This window comes from Streptomyces sp. NPDC056734, assembly GCF_042790455.1.
Lineage (GTDB): Bacteria > Actinomycetota > Actinomycetes > Streptomycetales > Streptomycetaceae > Streptomyces.
In genome coordinates this window covers 43,080-57,255 of record NZ_JBHTZD010000008.1, presented here as the reverse complement: position 1 = coordinate 57,255, position 14,176 = coordinate 43,080, and the positions used below count along the sequence as shown (strand labels likewise).

Sequence of the window (14,176 nt, the reverse complement as noted above, 5' to 3'; positions counted from 1 at the left end):
CCCCCATGGACCTTGACGCCCCCGACCACCTTGACGCCCCCGATCACCTCGCCGCCCCCGCCCACCTCGCCGGTCTTGAGAACCTCACCAGCCTTGAGAACCTCACCGCGCTCACCATCGGCGCCACGCTGCTGACCCTGCTGCTCGCCGTCATCGGGGTGCATGTCTACGCCGCCGGACGCGCCCAGCGCCGGGCCCTGGTGGACCGGCTCACCTCGACCGGCCGGCTCCCGCTCACCGGACGCCGGCGCCACTTCCGCGACCTGGACCGCCGGCTGCGCCGCACCCGGCTCGGCCGCCGCCTGGAGCTGCGCCTGGCCGCCACCGGCCTGGACATCACCCCCGGCGAGTTCGCCGCGGCGATGCTCCTCGCGGTCGCCGGGCTGTGGCTGGTCGGCCACGCCGCCCTCGCGCCCTTCTTCGGCCCGATCGCCGGTCTGCTCGGCGTCGGGGCGGCCCTCCAGTTCCTCAACTGGCAGCGCCAGAAACGCATCGAGAAGTTCATCAACCAGCTCCCCGAACTCTCCCGGATCCTCGCCAACGCCACCAACGCCGGCCTCGCCCTGCGCACCTCGATCAGCATGGCCGCCGAGGAACTGGAGGCCCCGGCCGGCGAGGAACTCGCCAAGGTCGCCGACCAGCTGGCCCTCGGCGCCGCCCTGGACGACGCCCTGGACGAGATGGCCCAGCGCCTCCCCTCCCGCGAACTGGTCGTCCTGGTCACCACCCTGGTCCTCGCCAACCGGGCCGGCGGCCAGGTCGTCGGCGCCCTGCGCAACCTCACCGAGACCCTGGAGGAGCGCAAGGAGACCCGCCGCGAGATCCGCACCCAGCTCTCCCAGGTCAGCATGACGTCGTACGCCGTCCCCGCGATGGGCGTCGGCGCCCTCTTCCTGATGAACGGGGTCAAGGACGGCGCCCTGGACCGGATGACCGGCTCCCCGATCGGACAGGCGGCCGTCATCATCGCCTTCGGCCTGTACGCGGTGGGCTTCCTGCTCATCCGCAGGCTGTCCCGGATCGACGTGTAGGGGAGGGTGACGACCATGGCACTGCTGCTGGCCGCGCTGATGGCCCTGAGCGTCTGGGGCGTCTTCGCCGGCATCCGCATGTACCGCGCCGACGCCAAGCTCCCCGCCGATCTGCTGCTCGCCCTGGAGGTCGGCGCCACCCGCACCGGCGCGGTCGACTCCGTCATCGACCGCATGGGCATGCGCTACGCCCCCGCCGTACTGCGCCTGATGGGCCCCAAACAGGTCGCCAGGTACCGCCGCAAGATCGACCTCGCCGGAAACCCCGGCGGTCTGACCCTCAACCGCTACGCGGCCCGCCGGGCGGTGTACGGCGCCCTGGGCGCGCTGGGTTTCGTGGTCTTCCTGCTGCGCGGCGACTACCTGGTGGCCCTGCTCCTCCTGGCCTTCGGGGCGTTCTGGACGGAGGTCGGCATCTGGTCGGCGATCCGGGTCCGCAAGGACGTCATCGAACGCACCCTGCCGGACTTCCTGGACGTCCTCGCCGTCGTCGTCAGCGCGGGCCTGGGCTTCCGCCAGGCCCTGGACCGCGTGGCCGCCAAGTACGAGGGCCCCTGGGCCGACGAGATCCGGATCACCCTGCGCCAGATGGACCTCGGCGTCAGCCGCCGCGACGCCTTCGCGGAACTGCGCCGCCGCAACGACTCCGAACAGGTCGCCATGTTCGTCACCGCCCTCCAGCAGGGCGAGGAACTCGGCGCCCCGATCGTCGACACCCTGGTGTCCATCGCCAAGGACATGCGCCGCACCGACGCCCAGAACGCCCGCCGCAAGGCGGCCCGTGCGGTCCCCAAGGCCACCATGATGATCACCACCTTCATGGTCCCCGCCACCATGCTGCTCCTCGCCGCGGGCCTGCTCCTCGGCTCGGGGACGGACTTCGGCACCATCACCGGGGAGTAGCGGAAGATGACGACGGTGCCGACGGCGGGTGAGAACTGGGGACGCGGCCGACGGGCCCTGCGCGACCACCTCCGCCACGCGCTGCCTCCGATGCCCCCATGGGCGGGCACGGACACTGGCGCAGAACCGGCCATCCCCCTCCAGGTGAACGCCCTCCAGGCCCTGTGCCGCCAGGTCTTCGGCTTCCGGCTGGCGATGATCGCGGTGGCCGCCCCCGCGGCACTGCTGAACGCGGGCCCCGGACTGGGCGTACGCCTGGTCGGCGCGGCGGTCGTCGTCACCTTCATGGTGTCGTACGTCCTGTTCCGCGACTGGGAACGCTTCGGCCCCCTCCTGCTGCGCCACCCCGCCCTCCTGGCGGCGGACACGGCCTTCGGCGCGCTGCTGCTGATCTCGGCGGGCCCGGACAGCACGCTCGCCTACGTCGGTGTCTGCACCCCGCTGCTGGCGGGCCTGGTCTACGGCTGGCGGGCGGCGGCCGTCTTCGCGTCCCTCCAGGGCCTGATCCTCTGGGTGACCGAGGCGACCCTGAACCGCGACCAGCCGACCACGGTCGCCGAATCCCTGCTGCTCCCCGGCCTGTGCGTGATCGTCGGCGCCGTCGGCTCCACCCTGCGCAACCTGCTGCTCCGCTTCGGCGCCGCCACCCAGGCCCTGACGGAGGTCCGCACCCGGCTGGCGACGACGGAGGCGATCGGGGCGGAACGCGCCCGACTGGCCCGCGAGTTGCACGACTCGGTGGCCAAGACCCTGCACGGCGTGGCCCTGGCCGCGGAGGGCCTGGCGGCGACAGCGGCCCGCACGGCCGCCGACCCGGACCTGATCCGCCGCCAGGCGGACCTGGTGGCCCGCTCGGCCCGCCAGGCAGCGGCAGAATCCCGCCACCTCCTGACAGACCTGCGCGGCACCCCGGGGGAGGGCCCGGTGGAAGTCACGGATCTGGAAAGCGAACTGACGTCCCGGGCAGAGGACTTCACCGCCCGTACGGGCCTGGAGGCGACGTACGCCGCACAGGACCCATCGCTGCCCCAGCTCCCGCCGATCCCGTCGGCGGTGGCCCGCCAGCTCCTCACGATCGTGTCGGAAGCACTGGAGAACGCCCACCGGCACTCGGGGGCGACCCGGGTGGAGATCGCCTTACGGATGACAGGCGATCAACTCCGCTTGACGGTGTACGACGACGGACGCGGCCTCCTCCCGGACACCTCCCTCGAACAACTCCGCCGTTCCGGCCACTTCGGACTGGTCGGGATGGTGGAACGGGCGGCGTCCGTGGGCGCCCGCATCCGCATCGGCAAGGGCGAGCATCCGAGCGGCACGGAGGTCAGACTGGACATCCCGCCGCACACTCTCGCCCGTTCGGGACAGGCGTGCGAGGACCAGGAGAGGAGGCCCTGACATGAAGCTCCCGTACGACGAACTGCCGTCGGCGCCACCGCTGACGCCCTTACGGGTCATGGTGGCCGACGACAACCCGGTGGTCCGCGCCGGCCTCACCGCGCTGCTCTCCGGCCGGGCGGACCTCACGGTGGTCGCCGAGGCGACGGACGGCCGCGAGGCGTGCGAGGCGGCCCGCAGGCTCCGCCCGGACGTGGTGCTGCTCGACGTCCGCATGCCCGGCGTGGACGGCATCTCGGCGCTGCCGTATCTGACCCCGCTGGCACCGGTCATGATGCTGACCTACAGCGGCGAACCGGACATCGTGCGCGAGGCGCTGCGACTGGGGGCGCGGGGGTATCTGGTGCACGGCGAATTCACGGTGGAGCAACTGGTCACGGCGGTAAGGGACATGACCACCGGCCGCCCGCACCTGACCCCGACGGCGGCGGAAGCGTTGCTGGGCAGGCACCCGCACTCCGGGCAACCCGATGCGAGTGCACATGACGATGGCGTAAATCGCGTATTCCAGGGGTCAATTTCACCAGAAAACCTTTCACAGATGCAATCATCTATGGCACAGTCATCGTTGGGCACGGTGCCGGGGGCCGTCGCCGCACGGGCGGGGTTCCGACTCAGCGCGAGGGAGGCGGAGATCATGGACCTCATCGCAACGGGCATGAGCAATCAGCAGATCGCCGCCCTGTGCTTCATCAGCGAGAAGACCGTCAAGAACCACATCAACCGCATCTTCGCCAAACTCCACAGCGCCAGCCGCGCGCAGGCCACGGCGAAGTGGCTGGGAACGGCGCGTGAAGCGGGGTGGGGAGCATGACCGCTCCACACCGGAATGGGGCCCGGGGGTGGGCCCTGGGGCCCTGGGGTAGGAGAGGGGGGTGGCGGTACGGTGCGGGCGTCGGGAGCGACGACGGTGACCCTGGAGGGGAACGGCATGAGCAACTGGATCAAGAGCGCGGTGACGTACACGCGCGACCGTGCCGCCCGGGACGACCGGGGGCAGACCGCGGTGGAGTATCTCGGGATCATCGCGGTGGTGGTGGCGATTGTGCTGGCGATCACGGGGACGGACATCGGGCAGTCGATCTTCACCGCGATCACCGACAAGATCACAGAGGTCACCGGCGGCTGACGCCGGGCCTTCAGGGCGATTCCGGGCAGGCCTTCCCCATCTACATCACGGTGGTGGCGGGTCTGCTCTTTCTTGCGTTCGCGTATCTGGCTGTGGGACAGGCTGCGGCGAATCGCAATGAGGCCCAGACCGCCGCCGACGCCGCGGCCTTGGCGGCAGCTCAGGAGACCCGTGACGATCTCGCAGGCGCCTGGCTGGAGGAAGTGCTCGACCCGGCGCAGTGGCAGGCGATTTTCGACGGTCTCGCACCGGACGTCGCCTCGGCCTGCTGGCGTGCGGACGAACTCGCCGCGATGAACGATGCCGAAGCGGATTGCGCACCCGATGGTCCTCTCGCCTACGAAGTCACGGCCACGACCCTCGATACGGTGGGCGACTCGATCGTGCCCGGTACGGACAGCATGACCTCCCAGGAACGGGCGCGGGCGGTGATCGAACCGCGCTGTACGTTCGAGCTTCCCGGCGAGGACGCCGGTGACGATGTGCTGCCGGGGCTCTCGTGCGACGGCGAGGACTGGGAGCTGGATCCAGAGGATCTCACTGAACTGCCGGGCCCCGAGGACCTTTTCGATGTCCATCTGGCCGACTGACAAACGAACGACAAGTGATGAAGGAAGCGGAGTCATGAGTATTCGGTTCACGGCGAAGGCTCGTAGGGGGATGGCTGCGTGGTTCGTCACCGCTGGTCTGGTCCTCGGTGCGGTCGGATGCAGCAGCGGGGGTGAGGAGGGCTCGGGAGCGGAGGCGTCGGCGTCCAAGTCCGACTCCGGGAACGGTGGGTCCCAGCCGAGTGCTCAGGAGGGTCAGTCGGACACTCCGTTGGCCGAGATCAAGGGACCTGAGAGCCTGCTGCTGCAAATCGATTCGGCGCGGCGCGACGCCGGCGGATTCGTGACGCTGGACGGCACGTTGAAGAATGACGGCGGGGACACGGTCAACGTGCCGGCCCAGCTCAGCGGCAACGAGACGGAGATCATCCGGAACGGCCGCTCGCTGGGCGGAGCCACTCTGGTGGATTCCCAGGGCAAGAAGCGCTACTACGTCCTGAGAGACACGGACGGCCGACCTCTGACGACCACGAACTTCCCGGCTCTGAAGGCCGGAGAGTCCCTGCCCGTGTTCATGCAGTTCCCGGCACCTCCGGAGGGGACCACCGAGGTGACCTTCCAACTGCCTATGTTCGCCGCCGCCCCCATCCAGATCTCCGGATGAGGACCCCCACCATGAAGCCCACCCGCCTCCCCCTCATCCTCGCGACGACGACCGCGCTTCTGCTCACGGCCACCGTCGCGCACGCGGAGGACGATCCCAGCGTGCCGCCCGGTACCGAGGCGAGCGCGTCGGCTCCGGTCGAGGTCGATCCGAACGACCCGGATCTGAAGATCCCCGAGGGCGCCACCCTGGCGGAGCCCAAGGTGCTGGACATCAAGACGGTCGTCGAAGAACAGAGCGGCGACGAGCGGCGCGAGGACACCAACGCGGACGTGAAGTTCGCGCTCCAGGCCGAGGTGCTGTTCCCCAAGGGCAGCGCCAGCCTGACCAGCGAGGCGCAGGCCAGGATCGCCGTGATCGCCGACGAGATCGAGGCCCAGGGCGGCTCCACGGTCCGTGTCTTCGGCTTCACCGACAACCTCGGCACCGCCGCCTCCGGCGACATCCTCTCCAAGGAGCGCGCCAACGCCGTGCACGACATCCTCGTCTCCGAGCTGAACGACCCCGACATCACCTTCGAGGTCCGCGGCTACGGCGAGCAGTACCCCATCTCCTCCAACGCCACCGAGACCGGCCGCAAGAAGAACCGCCGGGTCGAGGTGTCCTTCCCCCGCACCGACACCAACTGACCTCACTCCACGCCCATCTCCACCCGCATCTCCACCCGCACCCCCACCCGTACCCCCCACCCCGCCATCCCCCCCGCCTCCGCTTCCAGCACATGCCGGGAGCGCAGGCGGGGCAGGCCCAGGCGCCCCGGCGGCATCGTCCGTACGGCGATGACCCGCAGCCCGCGGTCGAGATACGCCACGTCGATCGGGAAGCGCATCCCGAATGTGTGCACACTCCCCGCCGGCGTCAGCAGCAGCGCCCCCTCGATGCCGTCCCGCCCGAGCAGCCCCCGCCTCCGCGCCCGGTACGAACGGGCCACCTCCAGCGGAATCCGCGCCGCGATCCCCGGCGGACCACCCCCCGCCCCCGAACCCACGACCAGCACTCCCCGCCCGTCCCGCCACCGTCGCCCCACGCCCGACCACCTCCGCGACGACCCAACCACAGGACACCCACCCCCCGCCGCGCCCACCGGCAAAGCGGTTGTTCCCGGGGCGTGCGCTAGGTAGGAAGAGGGCCATGACCACTCTCGGCGCCGTCTTCCGTCCGGAACTGCCCCCCGAACGCCTCCGCTCCCTCGCCCGGCTAGCCGACCGCTCCGGGCTCGAAGAGCTGTGGCTCTGGGAGGACTGCTTCTTCGAGGGCGGCATCTCCACCGCCGCCGCGGCCCTCGCCTGGACCGAGCGGGTGCGGGTCGGCGTCGGGCTGCTCCCGGTGCCGTTGCGCAATGCCGCGCTGACCGCGATGGAGGTCGCCTCGCTGGACCGGATGTTCCCGGGGCGGGCCGTCCTCGCCGTCGGACACGGTGTGCAGGGCTGGATGGGTCAGGTCGGCGCCCGTGTCGAGTCCCCGCTGACGCTGCTGCGCGAGCACCTCGTCGCCCTGCGCGCGCTGCTCGCCGGGGACACGGTCACCACCAAGGGCCGGTACGTCTCCCTCGACGACGTCACCCTCGACTGGCCCCCGGCCGCCCCCGTGCCGATCCTCGCCGGCGCCACCGGCCCCCGTACCCTGCGGCTCACCGGCGAGGCGGCCGACGGGACCGTGCTGACCTCCGGCACCACCCCCGCCGATCTGCGCCGTGCCCGCGAGCTGATCGAGGAGGGGCGGCGGGCCGCCGGACGGACCGGCGACGCCCACCGGATCGTCGTCTATCTCCTCGCCGCCACCGGCCCCGACGCCGAGCACCGGGTGCACGCCGAGCTGGCCTCGGAAGGGCGCGCCGACAGCCCCGACCGGGGCGCCGCCGGTGACGCCGCCACCGTGGCGGCGGCCGTACGGCGACTCGCCGACGCGGGCGCCGACGCCGTGATCCTCCAGCCGACCGGCGACGAACCGGACCCGGAGGCGTTCGTGCGGTTCGCCGCCGAGGACGTACGGCCGCTGGTGCCCTGACCCCGCCCACCCCCACCGGCAGCCCCCTCTCATCCCCGAAACGGTCAGCCCATGCCCCACCCCACCTTCGAAGAACTCCTCGCCGAAGGCGCGGCCGTCCCCATCGAGGGATGGGACTTCTCCTGGTTCCAGGGCCGTGCCACCGAGGCGCGGCCCTCCTGGGGATACGCGCTCGGCCTCGCCGGACGTCTCGGCGCCGCCACCGCCGCGCTGGACCTCCAGACCGGCGGCGGGGAGGTCCTGGACTTCGCCCTCGCCCATGCGGCCCGTACGCCACCCCGCACCATCGCCACGGAGGGCTGGCCCCCGAATGTCGACCAGGCCACCGCCCGCCTCCGCTCCCACGGCGTTCCCGTGGTCGCGTCCCCCGAGGACGCCCCGCTCCCGTTCGCGGACGCCGCCTTCGACCTCGTCTCCAGCCGGCACCCCGTGCGCCCGCACTGGCGGGAGATCGCCCGTGTCCTCGCCCCGGGCGGCACCTACTTCGCCCAGCACGTCGGCCCCGCCAGCGTCTTCGAACTGGTCGAGTACTTCCTCGGGCCACAGCCCGCCGCCGTCCGTGGCGCCCGCCACCCCGACCTGGAGAGTGCCGACGCCGAGGCCGCCGGGCTGGAGATCACGGCACTCAGGGCGGAGCGGCTGCGGATGGAGTTCCACGACATCGCCGCCGTCGTGCACTTCCTGCGCAAGGTCGTCTGGCTGGTGCCCGGCTTCGGCATCGACGGGTACGAGCCGCGGTTGCGCGCCCTGCACGAGCGCATCCGGGCCGAGGGCCCCTTCGTCGCCCACAGCACCCGCCACCTCTTCGACGCCCGCAAGCCGTCCCGCTGAGCCCACCGCCGTCCATCGCGGTCCTCACGCGTGCGCCCCGACCCCCACCTCTCCCACCACCAGCTCCGCCCGCGCCTCCAGCACCTCTCCCACCCGTTCGACCCGCTCGCCCAGCTCCCGCTGCTGCCGTGCCGTGAGCCTGCCCAGCGGCTCGACGGTGACGGTCGTACGACGTCCCCGGCGCCGCTGGTGCCAGACGCCCGCCACGACCCCGTCCACCAGCAGTACGGGGAAGTTCCCGGCCTGTCCGCCCGCCAGCGCCCGCCGGTAGGCCCGGCCGGGGAACAGCAGCTCCCGGGGCTGGGCGGCGATGCCGTACGCGTCGAAGTACGGCAGCAGTCGTACGCCGCGCGCCGGGGTGTCCGGGAACTCCGTGTCGCCCGCCACCAGCCAGGCCGCGGCGCCCTCGAAGTCGACCTTCTCGATCTCACCCGCGTTCGCCAGCGCGGCGAACAGCCGATTCACCCAGCCCTGCGGCGCCGCCAGCCACTTCGCGAAGTGCTGCGGCGTCGCCGGTCCGTAGGCGTGCAGATAGCGGCGGACCAGGGCGGCCGGCGCGATGTCCGGGGCGAGCGGGGTGAAGTGCGGCGGGCGGGTGTAGGTGACCTTGCGACCACGATTCGGGCCGAAGCACAGCGCGCCCGACTGCCCGGCCCGGTGCAGCACCGACCGCCAGCGCGGCCACAGATCCTGGAAGGCGGGCATCACCCGTTCCCCGGCCCAGGGCCCGGTGCGCGCCACCACCTCCTCGCCCAGCTCGTCGATGGTCAGGCACCGGTGCTCCAGCGCCGCACCGATCGCCGCGACCACCTGCTCGGTCCGCTCCTCGGTGAGACCGGTGGGGTTCGGGCCGGTGGGTACGGCGGTGAGCGCCGCGCAGAACAGCGGCAGTTCGGCGGTGGGCAGCAGATGTACGGTGCCGCGCGGGCCGTGTGTCTTCACCAGCGAGGGGCCTGATGAGCCTCCGGGCGGGCCCTCCGGCCGCCCCTCGGTCCACAGTGCCGTCCGGACATCCGCCCGGGTCCGTTCGACGGTCCGGACGCCGATCGACAGCTCGGCCGCGGACAGCACCTGGGCGTGCGCGCCGAGCATTGCGGACACGATGTGGGGCACGTCGACGGGGTCCGACGCGGGATTGGCCAGGAACTGCCGGTCGAGCCGTCGGGCGCTCGCCGCACTCCAGGTGATCGCAAGGGTCATGAGGACGACCGTAGACAGGGACTAGGTCAGGATCTGTCCTCATGGTCAAGATTCGCAGATGATAATAAATCACCCAAATGGGTCTGGCTGTCCATCTGTCGATCCGTCACTTCACATATTTCCCACATCGTTATCGCAATCAATTCGCATCTGGACCGGGCCTCACGTAAGTTCAGACCAAGGTAATTCGCGTGAGCAAAGCTGCGCGGTAGGCATCGCGCAGTGGAGGGGGCTGCGCGATGCCGTGCCCGTACGGCGGGCGTCACAGTGGGCGCCACGTGCGCTTTCGTCCGCGGATTAGCCCATCGGGTGGATCCTGGTGGATGCGGCGCGGCGGGTCGTGAAGGGCTGCTAACCGGCCATGAACCCGCTGTGCAGCGGGCGTTTCATGGCTGCCGGGGCGTTGTCGGGCAACTTCGGAGAGTAGTTGTGGCACGCCGATGCACGCAGCATCACTTACAAAGGGTTATGGTGGAAGCCCCCCCTCGGGCCGGTCCGTCTCCCCCCCACGGACCGGCCCGTTTTTCTGTGCTCCACCGGGCCGCCTCCCCCCGCCTCCCCGCCCCGGCCCACCGTGGCCCACCGGGGCCGCGCATGGCCCCCTCACAGCCCGCCGCCCGCGTGCGCCGGTCGGCCCCCGGGGCCCAACACCCCTCGGGGAAACCGTCGTCGAACGGGGGTAGGCTCAAGCCCCTCGGGGGACCGCCACTCGGACTGGACCCGCACTCGGCCGGGCAGTCCGACCCGTACCGGAGGGGCTGACAATCACGTGAACCTGCGCGACACGCTGCGTGGTCTGCTGGTCAGGCTGTACGCGCACCGGGTGGAAGGTCACCTGGACCACGCTCAGGTGCCCCAGCACATCGGCGTCATCATGGACGGCAACCGGCGCTGGGCCAGAGCCTCCGGATCCACCGCGGTGCACGGGCACCGGGCCGGCGCGGAGAAGATCGGGGAGTTCCTCGGCTGGTGCACCGAGACCGATGTCGAGGTGGTCACCCTCTGGCTGCTGTCGACGGACAACTTCGACCGCCCCAAGGACGAGCTGGTCCCGCTCCTCGGCATCATCGAGGACGTCGTGCGCAGCCTCGGCGCCGACGGACGCTGGCGGGTGCACCACGTGGGCACCATGGACCTGCTGCCCGCCGGAATGCAGCACACCCTGAAGGAGGCCCAGGAGGCCACCTCCGACATCGACGGGATAACCGTCAATGTCGCCATCGGCTACGGCGGCCGGCAGGAGATCGCCCACGCGGTCCGCTCGATGCTGCTCGACGCCCACGACCGGGGCACCACGATGGAGGAGCTGGCCGAGGCCGTCGACGTGGAGATGATCGGCGGTCATCTGTACACCGGCGCCCAGCCCGACCCCGACCTCGTCATCCGCACCAGCGGTGAACAGCGGCTGTCCGGATTCATGCTGTGGCAGACGGCCCACTCCGAGTACTACTTCTGTGACGTCTTCTGGCCCGCGTTCCGCAAGGTCGACTTCCTGCGCGCCCTGCGTGACTACGCCGCCCGCCACCGCCGCTTCGGCGGCTGAGCACCGTACCGGCAGGAAAACCGCCCAGCGCAGTGGCACGGTCACCCGACCGCGCGAGGCCATACCCGTCCAACAGAGTGCTGTCCCGGCAAGACGGGTGTAACCCAGACGTACCTCGCTTCATACGGAGTTCACCGCGGCGCCGTCATATGCCCTGGCATGGCAGCGCGTGTTCGAGGGCATAACGCAAACAGGTCGACATCCGAACCACGGGTGTCTCGATCTCAGCGGACGGCACGGGGCCGTCCGCCCGGGAGGCCCTTTGCACCAGCCCGACCGTGCGGTCTCGGCACGGGAGAAGCCGCGGAGGGCCGGTTCACGGCCCGTGGTGCCACGGGGCCGAGGACCGGTCCAGAACCTCTCCGTCGCTCCCCGACCTCATCCGAGGGGGTACGTCCTTCCGTGGTGACCAGCACAAAGCGCCACAAGCCAGACCGGCGCACCTATGTTCTCGACACCAGCGTCCTGCTGGCCGACCCCAATGCCCTCACCCGATTCGACGAGCACGAGGTAGTGCTCCCGATCGTCGTGGTGACGGAGCTGGAGGCCAAAAGGCACCATCCCGAACTCGGCTACTTCGCCCGCCAGGCCCTGCGCCTGCTGGACGACCTGCGGGTGCGGTTCGGCCGTCTCGACGCCCCCATCCCCACCGGGGAACTGGGCGGCACCATCCGTGTCGAGCTCAACCACTCGGACCCCAGCGTGCTGCCCACCGGCTACCGCCTGGGGGACAACGATTCCCGCATCCTCGCGGTCGCCCGGAATCTCCAGGCGGAGGGGTTCGACGTCACCGTCGTGTCGAAGGACCTCCCGCTCAGGATCAAGGCGTCCTCCGTCGGCCTGCTCGCCGAGGAGTACCGCGCCGAGCTGGCCATCACGGACTCCTCCGGCTGGACCGGCATGGCCGAACTGACGCTGCCCGCCGAACAGGTGGACATCCTCTTCGAGGAAGGACACGTGTATGTGCCCGAGGCGGCCGAGCTGCCCGTGCACACCGGGCTCACCGTCCAGTCCGAGCGGGGCAAGGCGCTCGGCCGGGTGAGTCCGGAGGGCAGTGTCCGGCTGGTGCGCGGTGACCGGGAGGTGTTCGGCATCAAGGGCCGCAGCGCCGAGCAGCGGATCGCGCTGGACCTGCTGCTCGACGCGGACATCGGGATCGTCTCGATGGGCGGCCGGGCCGGCACCGGCAAGTCGGCGCTGGCACTGTGCGCGGGCCTGGAGGCGGTCCTGGAGCGCCGCCAGCACGAGAAGATCATGGTCTTCCGGCCGCTGTACGCGGTGGGCGGGCAGGAGCTGGGCTATCTGCCGGGCACCGAGGCCGAGAAGATGAGCCCCTGGGCGCAGGCGGTCTTCGACACCCTGTCGTCGGTCACCAGCCGCGAGGTCATCGAGGAGGTCACCGCCCGCGGGATGCTGGAGGTGCTCCCGCTCACCCACATCCGGGGGCGCTCGCTGCACGACGCGTTCGTGATCGTGGACGAGGCCCAGTCGCTGGAGCGCAATGTCCTGCTGACCGTGCTGTCCCGGATCGGCGCGAACTCACGCGTCGTCCTCACCCATGACGTGGCCCAGCGGGACAATCTGCGGGTCGGGCGCTACGACGGGGTGGTCGCCGTCGTGGAGAAACTGAAGGGGCATCCGCTCTTCGCGCATGTCACCCTCACCCGGTCCGAGAGGTCCCAGATCGCCGCGCTTGTGACCGAAATGCTGGAGGACGGCCAGATCTGACCCACCCGCCCCACGACGGGGCGAATGTCCGGCAGTTGGCGCCGTTCGGCAAAGGGAAGACCCTAGCCGGGCGGCGCCTTCGCGCGTCACCCTTTCGCGGAATCCCACGAGGCGCGCGGGGTGTGAGCTTTCACACGCAACACATAATTGCCTCCCGGCGCCGGGTTACGGCAGAGTCTCGTTCCTGTCAGGCCCCGCATACGGCACTCGCGTACCCCGAGGGGTACGGCACCACCGCAAACTCCACATCGTCGCCGTATGCCGCCCAAGTACTTCGCGGCGCTCCCTCACGGGAGTTGCCCACCGGGCCCGCGCCTCCCGTGACCCCGCAGTTGGGAGGCCAGCGCAAGGGGCACGATCGCGTCCGTGAGGGTCACCGAAGCGGGCGACGCTGGAAGGAAACCGTGTGAGCCGGATCTCGGTCCGGGGGTTCGCAGTGGCCTCTGCCACCGCGGTCACCGCCGTCGGAAGCGTTGTCGGTGTTGCCTCGGGCAGCATCGCGCAGAACAACGATGCCGAAGCGACGGCGACCGACCTGACACTCCTCGCGGACATCCCCACGGGCGAGCAGGCCCAGGTACAGACCGCTTCCCTCACGCAGCAGGCCAATGTCCAGGCCATCGCCGCGGACGCGAGCGCCAAGAAGGACGCGGAGGAGGCGGCCCGCAAGGCCGCGGCCGAGTCCGCCGTCGCGAAGAAGGCGGCCGCCGAGGAGGCCAAGGCCAAGGCCGAGCAGGAGGCCAAGGAGCGCGAAGAGGCCGAGGCGGCCGAGGAGGCCGCCAGCGAGGAGGCCACCAGCGACGCCTCCAGCTTCAGCGTCCAGAGTTCCTACACGGTCGCCCAGATCCAGGCCATGGCCCGTCAGATGGTGCCCTCCGGCCAGTGGACCTGCTTCAGCAACATCGTGGACCACGAGTCCGACTGGAACTACAAGGCCGTCAACCCCTCCTCGGGCGCCTACGGTCTCTTCCAGGCCCTGCCCGCCGGCAAGTACGTCTCCGCCGGCGCCGACTGGCAGACCAACCCGGCCACCCAGATCAAATGGGGCCTCAGCTATATGAACGAGCGCTACGGCAGCCCGTGCGACGCCTGGACGTTCTGGCAGGCCAACAACTGGTACTAGCAGGCCGGCACCTGGTACTGGCAGGCCGACAGCTCGTACTGGACAGCTGAGCGCCCGGTACCGCCCGCCCC

15 protein-coding genes are annotated in these 14,176 nt (G+C 70.8%); 13 read left to right on the top strand and 2 right to left on the bottom strand.

Annotated elements, in window-relative coordinates; genetic code table 11:
• Window positions 1–5: 5 nt before the first annotated feature.
• The 8 genes from ACFRFC_RS14080 (at window position 6) to ACFRFC_RS14045 (ending at window position 6,302) form a co-directional block, all read left to right on the top strand.
• A complete protein-coding gene (locus ACFRFC_RS14080) occupies window positions 6–1,031 on the top strand; it encodes a type II secretion system F family protein (protein ID WP_382684657.1) in 1,026 nt (341 codons plus the stop codon).
• A gap of 15 nt (window positions 1,032–1,046) precedes the next feature.
• Complete coding sequence (locus tag ACFRFC_RS14075) at window positions 1,047–1,934, top strand: DUF5936 domain-containing protein (protein WP_382684660.1); 888 nt, start codon at window positions 1,047–1,049, stop codon at window positions 1,932–1,934.
• 6 nt (window positions 1,935–1,940) lie between these two features.
• Window positions 1,941–3,332, top strand: a complete 1,392-nt coding sequence (locus ACFRFC_RS14070; protein ID WP_382684662.1) for a sensor histidine kinase — start codon at window positions 1,941–1,943, stop codon at window positions 3,330–3,332.
• A 1-nt stretch (window position 3,333) separates the two neighbouring features.
• The gene (locus tag ACFRFC_RS14065; protein WP_382684665.1) at window positions 3,334–4,146 is read left to right on the top strand and encodes a response regulator; all 813 of its coding nucleotides are present in this window, start codon (window positions 3,334–3,336) and stop codon (window positions 4,144–4,146) included.
• 117 nt (window positions 4,147–4,263) lie between these two features.
• Window positions 4,264–4,461, top strand: coding sequence for a Flp family type IVb pilin (locus ACFRFC_RS14060; RefSeq protein ID WP_382684667.1), 198 nt, complete (start codon window positions 4,264–4,266; stop codon window positions 4,459–4,461).
• The gene (locus tag ACFRFC_RS14055) at window positions 4,458–5,051 is read left to right on the top strand and encodes a pilus assembly protein TadG-related protein (RefSeq protein ID WP_382685141.1); all 594 of its coding nucleotides are present in this window, start codon (window positions 4,458–4,460) and stop codon (window positions 5,049–5,051) included. The genes ACFRFC_RS14060 and ACFRFC_RS14055 overlap by 4 nt, the downstream gene beginning before the upstream one ends.
• Before the next feature lie 34 nt (window positions 5,052–5,085).
• Window positions 5,086–5,673, top strand: coding sequence for a hypothetical protein (locus ACFRFC_RS14050; RefSeq protein WP_382684670.1), 588 nt, complete (start codon window positions 5,086–5,088; stop codon window positions 5,671–5,673).
• An 11-nt stretch (window positions 5,674–5,684) separates the two neighbouring features.
• On the top strand, window positions 5,685–6,302 hold the full coding sequence (locus ACFRFC_RS14045; protein WP_382684671.1) for an OmpA family protein: 618 nt from the start codon (window positions 5,685–5,687) through the stop codon (window positions 6,300–6,302).
• Window positions 6,303–6,304: 2 nt separating this feature from the next.
• Here the strand turns inward: ACFRFC_RS14045 and ACFRFC_RS14040 are convergent, their stop codons facing one another.
• On the bottom strand, window positions 6,305–6,700 hold the full coding sequence (locus ACFRFC_RS14040; protein ID WP_382684673.1) for a DUF192 domain-containing protein: 396 nt from the start codon (window positions 6,698–6,700) through the stop codon (window positions 6,305–6,307).
• A 104-nt stretch (window positions 6,701–6,804) separates the two neighbouring features.
• On the opposite strand from ACFRFC_RS14040, the gene ACFRFC_RS14035 reads away from it, so the two are divergent.
• Window positions 6,805–7,680, top strand: coding sequence for an LLM class flavin-dependent oxidoreductase (locus tag ACFRFC_RS14035; protein WP_382684675.1), 876 nt, complete (start codon window positions 6,805–6,807; stop codon window positions 7,678–7,680).
• 51 nt (window positions 7,681–7,731) lie between these two features.
• Window positions 7,732–8,511, top strand: coding sequence for a class I SAM-dependent methyltransferase (locus ACFRFC_RS14030; protein WP_382684679.1), 780 nt, complete (start codon window positions 7,732–7,734; stop codon window positions 8,509–8,511).
• Window positions 8,512–8,535: 24 nt separating this feature from the next.
• On the opposite strand, the gene ACFRFC_RS14025 is transcribed toward ACFRFC_RS14030, so the two are convergent.
• Window positions 8,536–9,711: a winged helix DNA-binding domain-containing protein gene (locus tag ACFRFC_RS14025; protein ID WP_382684682.1), complete on the bottom strand. Its 1,176-nt coding sequence runs from the start codon at window positions 9,709–9,711 to the stop codon at window positions 8,536–8,538.
• Between the two features lie 769 nt (window positions 9,712–10,480).
• Between ACFRFC_RS14025 and ACFRFC_RS14020 the strand changes: the two genes are divergently transcribed.
• The 3 genes from ACFRFC_RS14020 (at window position 10,481) to ACFRFC_RS14010 (ending at window position 14,105) form a co-directional block, all read left to right on the top strand.
• Window positions 10,481–11,254, top strand: coding sequence for an isoprenyl transferase (locus ACFRFC_RS14020; RefSeq protein ID WP_382684685.1), 774 nt, complete (start codon window positions 10,481–10,483; stop codon window positions 11,252–11,254).
• Window positions 11,255–11,656: 402 nt separating this feature from the next.
• Entirely contained in the window at window positions 11,657–12,982 is a 1,326-nt protein-coding gene (locus tag ACFRFC_RS14015; protein WP_382684688.1) for a PhoH family protein, read from the top strand.
• Window positions 12,983–13,388: 406 nt separating this feature from the next.
• Window positions 13,389–14,105, top strand: coding sequence for a transglycosylase SLT domain-containing protein (locus ACFRFC_RS14010; RefSeq protein ID WP_382684691.1), 717 nt, complete (start codon window positions 13,389–13,391; stop codon window positions 14,103–14,105).
• Window positions 14,106–14,176: the final 71 nt, after the last annotated feature.